This window comes from Actinomyces sp. (assembly GCF_030530635.1).
In the GTDB taxonomy this organism is placed as follows: domain Bacteria; phylum Actinomycetota; class Actinomycetes; order Actinomycetales; family Actinomycetaceae; genus Actinomyces.
In genome coordinates this window covers 1-8185 of record NZ_JAUMUL010000092.1, presented here as the reverse complement: position 1 = coordinate 8185, position 8185 = coordinate 1, and the positions used below count along the sequence as shown (strand labels likewise).

Here is an 8185-nt window from a genome sequence, read left to right as displayed (position 1 = left end):
ACCACCGCACCGGCTACAAGGCCTACAACCTCGACGCCGTGCTCGACGGCGACCTCGGCCCGGTCGTCGACTCGGCCATCGCCATGGATGAGGCCGAGCGCCTGGCCGCCGCCGGCGAGCAACCGTGACCGCACTCGACCGCTACGCGCTGCGGCGCCTCGTGCGCGAGGCGGGGCAGACACTAGCCCGGGCGGGGGTCTCCTCGCCGGACGTCGACGCCCGGCTACTGGCCGAGCACCTGCTGGGCGGGCCGGTGCTGCTCGCCGACGGCGTCCCGGAGGGCTTTGCCGCCGCATACGCGGCATTGGTGGAGCGCCGGGCCGCCCGCGTGCCGCTGCAGCACATCCTGGGCGTGATGTGGTTCCGGGGGCTGGAGCTCACCTGCCGACCCGGCGTGTTCATCGTCCGCCCCGAGACGGAGGTCGTGGCCGGGGCGGCGGTCGATGCCGCCCGCGCTGTCGCGGCGGAACAGGGACGCGCCCCCGTGGTCGTCGATCTGTGCGCCGGCTCGGGCGCCATCGCCGTTGCGGTCGCCGTGGAGGTTTCCACGGCCCGCGTATGGGCGGTTGAAACAGCCCCCGACGCCGTCGCACTGGCGCGGGAGAACAGCGAGCACCTGGCGCCGGGACGGGTGAGGACCATCCGCGGTGACGCCAGTGACCCGGCCGTGCTCGCAGAACTGGACGGGCGAGTCGATGTGGTCGTGTCCAACCCGCCGTACGTGCCCGCGGGAGCGGTGGAGGATCTGGAGACCGAGCGGCATGACCCGGCCCTGGCCCTCTATGGCGGGGGAGTGGACGGATTGGCGATACCCCGCGCCATCCTGAAACGAGCGGCGGCGCTCCTGCGCCCCGGCGGGGTGCTGGTCATGGAACATGACCCCGGGCAGGGGGCCGCGCTGCGGGCGGCCGCCCTCGGTGCCGGCTTCACCGAGGCGGTCACCGGCCAGGACCTCGCCGGTCGTGACCGCTACCTACGGGCCGTCACCGAGCTAGCCTCACGGGCTTGAGCCCGCCCTTCGGCACGGGTGATACCCGGCCGGTGGCCATCACGCCGCATGTCGTGTGTGCGGACTATGCACCCCACTTGAATAGGCGCGCCCCCAGGGTCGCGCAGACCACCGTCATGACGACTAGTACCACCACGGCTGTTGTGTACTGGGACCATGCCTGTCCGGTCCACTGTCCGCGCAGCAGCTCGGAGAGGTAATAGAAGGGCGAGACCTTCTGGATCCGCTCCAGGCCTGCGGGAACCTCGGCGGTGGGGATGAAGGCCCCGGAGGTCAGGATCGACGTGAGGAACAGGCCGTTGCCGATTCCGTTGGCCGCCTTGGAACCGGGGTAGATCGCGGCCAGCGCGTAGCCCAGGGTCAGGAAGGCGACCAGGCCCAGGAGCACGGCTCCCAGCACGCCGGGCACGCTGCCGCTCATCGTGGCGCCGAAGCTGAGCGAGCCGACCAGCAGCGCCAGGATCACGCCGACCAGGGTGATGACCGTGTTGACGGTCAGGTCCGCGGCCACGTATGTCCACGGGCTCAGGGGCGTGGCGCGCAGGCGGCTCAGGGCGCCGGACTCGCGGGCCTGGAGCTGGCTGATCGGTAGCAGCATGAAGCCGGTCATACCCATGACCATGGCGGCGCAGGACGGCAGGATCGCGTCGACGAAACCCCGGTTGCCGAACTGCGGCATCGGGTCGTTGCCGAAGACCGCCCCTAGGATCACCACCAGCAGGGGTGCGAAGACGATGGAGAAGAACAGGCCGATCGGCTCGCGCAGGGACGAGCGGATGAGCATGACCATCAGGGTCTTGTAGGCGCGCATCTCAATGCTCCTCTCGCATCGAACGGCCGGTGAGGTTCAGGAAGACGTCCTCCAGGGACGGGGCGGTGGTGGACATGGTGCTCACCGCTACGCCGCACCTGTTCAGGTGTTCCAGGACCCGCTGGGCGAAGGCTCCGGTCCCGCGTACGGTCGCGGTGGGCGTGCCGGTGGCGCTGCGCCCCCGTTCGACGCCGTTCACGCCCTCGAGCCCGGACAGGGAGTCCGGCGCTTCCCGAGACAGTTCGAGCTGAAGGGTGGCGGGGCCGCCGTGCGCGGAGATGAGGGCAGGGACTGTATCCAGGGCGATGAGATGGCCGTGGTCGATGATGCCTACCCGGTCGCACAGGGCCTCCGCCTCCTCCATGTAGTGGGTGGTCAGGACCACTGTTGTGCCGCCGTCGCGGATGTCGCGCACGACGTCCCACATGGCCAGGCGAGCCTGCGGGTCCAGGGCCGTGGTCAACTCGTCGAGGAACACGAGTTCGGGCTCGTGGAGCAGGGCCAGGGCGATGAAGACCCGCTGGCGCTGCCCGCCGGACAGCTTGTCCACGTAGGCTCCCGCCTTGGCGGCGATGCCCAGGCGCTCCAGGAGGGGACGCCACGGCTGGGTGCGTGGGTAGAAGGAAGAGAACAGCTCCAGCGCCTCGCCGACCTTGAGTCGTGGTGGCAGGGCGGCCTGCTGCAGCTGGATGCCGGTGCGCAGGGACAGGGCGTGCGCGTCGGCGACGGGATCCAGGCCCAGGACCTCGATGCGGCCCGCCGTCGGCGTGGCCAGACCCTCGATCCGGCTGAGAAGGGTGGTCTTCCCGGCGCCGTTGGGGCCGATGATCCCAAGGATCTCGCCGGTTTGGACCTCCAGGCTGACTGAGTCCAGGGCGGTCAGGTCGCCGAAGCGCTGGGTGACGTCCTCACAGACGACGGCGCTCATGGCTTGGCCTTGGGCGTGTGCTGGGCGGTTGGCGGCTGGGCGTCGTTGGGGGTGGTCGGGGGCTGCGCGGCGCCGCCCAGGGCGGTGGCGATGAACTCCTCGAAGAGTTCATGACGGACGATGGCGATGCCCTGCTCGGCGTCCGCCAGGAGGAGGACGCTGTCCCCGGGCTGGATCCCGCACAGGTCGCGGGCGGCCTTGGGAATGACGATCTGTCCCTTGGGGCCGAGCGTGATGGTGGCGGCGAACTTACCGGGCCGCGGTCCAGGTGGTGTGTTCACGGCCACAGGTTACACGAGTGGGAAAAGTAAGACAAAGAGGAGTAGTGTGAGAAGTTGGGGCGGCTTTCTGCAAGCGGGTGCGGACAGTCCACCGGCCGCAAGCGTGACGCTCGGTCGAGGGGAGTCCTGCCAGGCCCCGTTTCGCGCGACCTGGAAGCGTCGGTTGGAATGCGGGACGATTCTGCGCACCGGCAGTCAGGACCCGCTCCGCGACGGGCGCCCCGGCCGGCAACACCACCTCTCCGGGACTCGCCCGGACCGAACCGCAAGTGCAGAAAAGAGCACCCCTAATGACCACCATCCTCGCCATTGGAGCCACCGGACAGGTAGGACGCGTCGTCGTCGACGAGGCGCTGCAGCGCGGTCTGGAGGTCCGGGCCGTCACCCGGAGTGCCGCCCGCGCCCGCCGCTCCTTGGCCGACGGCGCCGAGGTCGTCGAGGCGGCCGCCACCGATGTGGAGGCACTGCGCCCGCTGCTGCAGGACGTCGACGCCGTCGTCCTCACCCACGGCACCGACAATGACGGCAAGGGCGGGGCGACCTTCTACGACGTGGTCCGCGCCGCGGTCGCAGCCCTGGGGGACGGAGCGACCCACATCAGCCTCATGACCACCATGAACGTCTCCCACTCCGCCCGTGCCGGTGCCAGCGGTTACGAGTTCATCGAGTGGAAGCGTCGCGCCGAGCGGCTCGTGCGCGCATCCGGTCACCCCTACACCATTGTGCGTCCCGGCTGGTTCGACTACCAGGGCCCCGCCGACCGGCAGATCGACCTGCGCCAGGGCGACCTGGTCACCGGGCAGCCCGGAGTCGACCGGCGTCACATCGCCCAGGTCCTCCTGGAGGGCTCCCTCAACCCCTCCGGCACGCGCCGCACCGTGGAGGTATTCAGCAAGGCGGGCGCGCCCGTCACCGACTTCGAGGCCCTATTCGCCGCGACGCGCGCTGACGAGGCCGGCGCACTCGATGGCGTGCTCGACACCAACAACGTGCCGCTGGCCAGCGAGCCGCAGCGCGTGCAGGATGACGTCGCCCGGCTGGGTAAGTGACGGCAGGGTCCGGAATGGCGCATAAGGACATCTGGGACCGCCTGCGCGACGGCGACGACGTAGACCTGTTCGAGCAGGAGTACACAGACATCGTGCGAGTCGAGTTCGCCCGCTGCCGCGACCTCATGTTCGACATCAACCTCACCCGCCCCTCCGACCCGGCACTGCCCGGAATGTGGGGCGACCTACTGGGACTGGACGGGCCACTGGACCCATCCATTCGGCTCATCCACCCCATGCAGATCGACTTCGGCAAGCGAATGCACATCGCCCCGAACGTACTGATCAACCACAGCTTCACGGCCATGTCGATCGGCGGGATCAGCATCGGTGAGGGCACCTTCATCGGGCCCAGCGTCACCGCGGTCACCGACAACCACCGGCTTGACGACGTCACCATCCTCAACTGCCACCCCATCGCCATCGGGCGACGGGTGTGGATCGGTGCGGGTGCCTCGATCATGCCCGGAGTCACCGTGGGTGACGACGCCGTGATCGCCGGCGGAGCCGTGGTCACCAAGGACGTCCCGCCCCGCAGCGTCGTCGCCGGCGTGCCGGCGCGGGTCATCCGCGAGAAGTAGCCAGGCGGTCGGCCCATGCCGATGCGCAACGTCAACTCGAACCACCTTGAGAAAGCGAGAAGGCTAATGCCCACCGAACTCGAGCACAAGGACGCCATCCGCGAGGTCATTGACCGCTTCTCCAACCTGGAGATCGACGTCGCCGAGCAGTCCAAGCTGTTCACCCCGGACGCCCACGTCGAGGTCTACAACGCCGACGGCTCGAAGATGATGGAGTTCGACGGTGCCGACCAGCTGGTCGAGCTCTTCGGAGCCGCCATGACCGGCGTCAAGACCTCCTTCCACATCAACGGCCAGCAGGTCATCACGATCGACGGCGACACCGCCACTGATGTCCACTATGGTCAGGCCCTGCTCGTTCAGGAACAGGACGGCAAGGACGTTCTCCTGTCCCATTCGATCCGCTACATCGACACCCTGGTTCTGCGTGACGGTGTTTGGCGGATCAGCCGCCGTGAGCAGCACTTCGTGATCTCCCAGACGCGCGACTACTGACGTGCGTTGATGCGGTGGTGCTGAGCCCGTCTCCCGATTCAGCGGGGGACGGGCTCAGCCCGCTTTCGCCAAAGGACAACGGTGCCGATGTCCTGAAGTTCAAGACTGCGACCTTAACTGGCTCTTCGTGTTGTTTGTGGGTGTGGTGGTTCGGGCCCGCGGGTGGTCGTGTTCGGCGCGCTATTCGGTGTGCACCGGCCCGACTAGGTGGTCGTGCTCGGGCGCGCGAGGTCGTGCTCGGGCGTCCGGGCAGCGACGTGGTGGGGCATGCGCGGACGTTCTGAGGCTGACGAGGACGTTTCGGCCAACGGGGACGTCCTCGGGGCGGCGTCGCGGGCGTAGAGCGAGTGGGGTCGAGGCCAGGGGCAGATCGTTGGGTACGCCCCTTCGGCGTCTACTACGCCAGTTTGACCTTCGCTGAAGGGTTCAGAACCCTTCAGCAGACACCGAACCGGAGTAGTAGACATCGAACCTGCGTAGCAGACGAGGTCAGCGCAAAGCACGTCGGCGAGCCGACTCCCGGCTCCACCCGCACCCCCAAACGCGAAGAGCCCCTTAACTTGGCGGGTTGTGCGAGGACGCGGGACAACCCCACAAGGACGTTGGGTGAGGCGCAATTATGGCTGACCGCCGTGATTCACTGGGCAGCGAACCTGCCACAGAGAGGAATCTTCATGCATTGCCGTTCAATCGCCCTATACGTCACCGAAACCATGGCCGACTGGGAGTACGCCTACCTGACTGCCCAGATCACCGTGGCGGAGCGCATGCATCCTGGACGGTTCGAGCTGCTGCTGGTGGGAGATGGTCTCGAACCCGCGCGGTCTCAGGGAGGTATGCCGGTCACCCCCACCGTGGACCTCGGTGACCTGTCCTCGCTGCGAGCAGAGGGCGCCCTGGCCGCCCTGGTCATCCCGGGAGGGGACCACTACCACGCGGGACACGAACGGCTGATCGCTACTGTCAGGGAAATGCTCACAGCGCAGGTGCCGGTGGCGGCCATCTGCGGCGCCACCTATCTGCTGGCACGGGCCGGTGTGCTCGACGAGCGTAGGCACACCTCCAACTCTGCGGACTTCCTGGCTGCGAGCGGCTATCGAGGAGCCGACCGCTACGTCGACGCTGCCGTGGTCTCCGACCGCGGCGTGACCACGGCATCGGGCCTCAATGCGGTGCCCTTCACCGCGGAAGTCATGCGTGTCACCGAGCTTTTTCCCGGTGAGGTTGCCGACGCCTGGGAGCGCCTGTACTCCACCGGAGATGCCCGGTACTACGGTGCCTGGGCGCAGGCCGCCGATGCCTGGGCACGGGCCTGACCCAGTTGCCGCCATGATGGGAATGTCCAAGGCTGTCGGCACGGTTACCACGGACAGCAGCCGGGGCAGGGCAGTAAACCGTCTAGGCTTGGACCCACGATGAACGACGCGATCAACGCCCTCTTCGGCGCCCTGCCCATGCCCGGCTCCGGCAGCGACACCCCGCCGCCGGAGACAGTCCTGCCCTCGCTCGCCCCGGCCGGTGCCGCCTGGGACGACGACTCGTGGGCCGACGTCGAGCCTCCCGCCGAGGAGGACCTTGGCTCCTATGACCCCGAGGAAGAGACTTCTGCCCCCTCCGCCGCCGATCAGGCCGCCGCCGCCCCCACCTGGGAGGAGCGCCAGGCCGAGGTTTCGGCTCTCGTCGCCCGCGCCCAGGCCAACGCCGCAGCCGCGCGCGCCCGCAACGGCGTCGACGGCGGTGCCGCCGGCCCGGCGGGTGGCCCCGGCGCCCTGCCCCGTTACGGCATTACCGTCGCCGACCCTGCGGATCTGCTCACCGGCCTCAACCCCGCCCAGGAGCAGGCCGTCACCCACGCGGGCTCGCCGCTGCTGATCATCGCCGGCGCCGGCAGCGGCAAGACCCGGGTGCTGACCCACCGCATCGCCTATCTGCTGGCCACCGGCCGCGCCCGCCCCGGCGAGATCCTCGCCATCACCTTCACCAACAAGGCCGCCGCAGAGATGCGTGAACGCGTGGCCGGCCTGGTGGGTCCGGCGGGGGAGCGCATGTGGGTGTCCACCTTCCACTCCGCCTGCGTGCGCATCCTGCGCCGCGAGCACGAGGCCGCCGGGCTGCGCTCCACCTTCTCCATCTACGACGCCGCCGACTCCACCCGCCTGATCACCCTGATCGTGCGCGAGCTCGGCATCGACCCCAAGCGCTTCACCCCCAAGACCTTCGCCGCTCGCATCTCCGACCTGAAGAACGAGCTGATCACCCCGGCGGAGTTCGCTGAGCGCGCCGTAACCTCCAACCCCTTCGAACGGCACCTGACCGAGGTCTACAGCGCCTACGCGCGCCGACTGGTCGCCGCCAACGCCCTGGACTTCGACGACCTGATCATGCGCACCGTCCAGCTGCTGCAGTCCAAACCGGCGGTGGCGGAGATGTACCGGCGCCGCTTCCGGCACGTGCTCGTCGATGAATACCAGGACACCAACCACGCCCAGTACGTGCTCGTGCGTGAACTGGTGGGCGGGCCCGGCACCTCCGGCGCCGACTCACCCGTCCCACCCGGTGAACTCACGGTGGTGGGCGATTCGGACCAGTCCATCTACGCCTTCCGTGGCGCCACTATCCGCAACATCGAGGAGTTCGAGCAGGATTACCCCAGCGCGCGCACGATCCTGCTGGAGCAGAACTACCGTTCCACCCAGAACATCCTGTCCGCCGCCAATGCGGTGATCGCCCGCAACAGCGGGCGCCGGGAGAAGAACCTGTGGACCGCCTCCGGAGATGGCCCCAAGAACATTGGCTACGTGGCCGACTCCGAGCACGACGAGGCCCGCTGGATCAGCACCGAGATCGACCGGCTGGCCGACGAGTGCGGAGTCAGCCCCCGCGACGTGGCCATCTTCTACCGCACCAACGCCCAGTCCCGGGCGCTGGAGGAGGCCTTCATGCGCTCCGGCCAGCCCTACAAGGTGGTCGGCGGCACCCGCTTCTACGAGCGGCGCGAGATCAAGGACGCCATCGCCTACCTGCGCGCCGT

9 protein-coding genes and 1 pseudogene are annotated in these 8185 nt (G+C 68.7%); 7 read left to right on the top strand and 3 right to left on the bottom strand.

Annotation, left to right across the window (positions count from 1 at the left end):
- Both Q4A20_RS14230 and prmC read left to right on the top strand, forming a co-directional pair.
- A pseudogene (locus tag Q4A20_RS14230) lies at positions 1 to 128 on the top strand (peptide chain release factor 1); the annotation flags it as partial.
- Positions 125 to 1009, top strand: coding sequence for a peptide chain release factor N(5)-glutamine methyltransferase (prmC, locus tag Q4A20_RS14225; RefSeq protein WP_303123973.1), 885 nt, complete (start codon positions 125 to 127; stop codon positions 1007 to 1009). The pseudogene Q4A20_RS14230 and the gene prmC, both read left to right, overlap by 4 nt.
- Positions 1010 to 1073: 64 nt before the next feature.
- Here prmC and Q4A20_RS14220 read toward each other — a convergent pair whose 3' ends face one another.
- The 3 genes from Q4A20_RS14220 to Q4A20_RS14210 are packed head-to-tail and all read right to left on the bottom strand — an operon-like array spanning position 1074 to position 3029.
- Positions 1074 to 1820, bottom strand: a complete 747-nt coding sequence (locus Q4A20_RS14220) for an ABC transporter permease (RefSeq protein ID WP_303123972.1) — start codon at positions 1818 to 1820, stop codon at positions 1074 to 1076.
- Position 1821: 1 nt separating this feature from the next.
- Entirely contained in the window at positions 1822 to 2748 is a 927-nt protein-coding gene (locus Q4A20_RS14215) for an ABC transporter ATP-binding protein (protein WP_303123971.1), read from the bottom strand.
- Positions 2745 to 3029 carry an AbrB/MazE/SpoVT family DNA-binding domain-containing protein gene (locus tag Q4A20_RS14210; RefSeq protein ID WP_303123969.1) on the bottom strand — a complete coding sequence of 95 codons (285 nt, stop codon included), beginning with the start codon at positions 3027 to 3029 and terminating at the stop codon, positions 2745 to 2747. The genes Q4A20_RS14215 and Q4A20_RS14210 overlap by 4 nt, the downstream gene beginning before the upstream one ends.
- A 290-nt stretch (positions 3030 to 3319) precedes the next feature.
- Between Q4A20_RS14210 and Q4A20_RS14205 the strand changes: the two genes are divergently transcribed.
- The 5 genes from Q4A20_RS14205 to Q4A20_RS14185 all read left to right on the top strand — a co-directional run.
- Entirely contained in the window at positions 3320 to 4078 is a 759-nt protein-coding gene (locus Q4A20_RS14205) for an NAD(P)H-binding protein (protein WP_303123968.1), read from the top strand.
- Positions 4079 to 4092: 14 nt separating this feature from the next.
- Positions 4093 to 4659, top strand: a complete 567-nt coding sequence (locus Q4A20_RS14200; RefSeq protein ID WP_303123967.1) for a DapH/DapD/GlmU-related protein — start codon at positions 4093 to 4095, stop codon at positions 4657 to 4659.
- 66 nt (positions 4660 to 4725) lie between these two features.
- Complete coding sequence (locus tag Q4A20_RS14195; RefSeq protein WP_303123966.1) at positions 4726 to 5154, top strand: nuclear transport factor 2 family protein; 429 nt, start codon at positions 4726 to 4728, stop codon at positions 5152 to 5154.
- A gap of 674 nt (positions 5155 to 5828) precedes the next feature.
- Complete coding sequence (locus Q4A20_RS14190; RefSeq protein ID WP_147680571.1) at positions 5829 to 6470, top strand: DJ-1/PfpI family protein; 642 nt, start codon at positions 5829 to 5831, stop codon at positions 6468 to 6470.
- Positions 6471 to 6569: 99 nt separating this feature from the next.
- The coding region (locus Q4A20_RS14185; protein WP_303123962.1) for an ATP-dependent helicase at positions 6570 to 8185 on the top strand (1616 nt) is incomplete at its 3' end.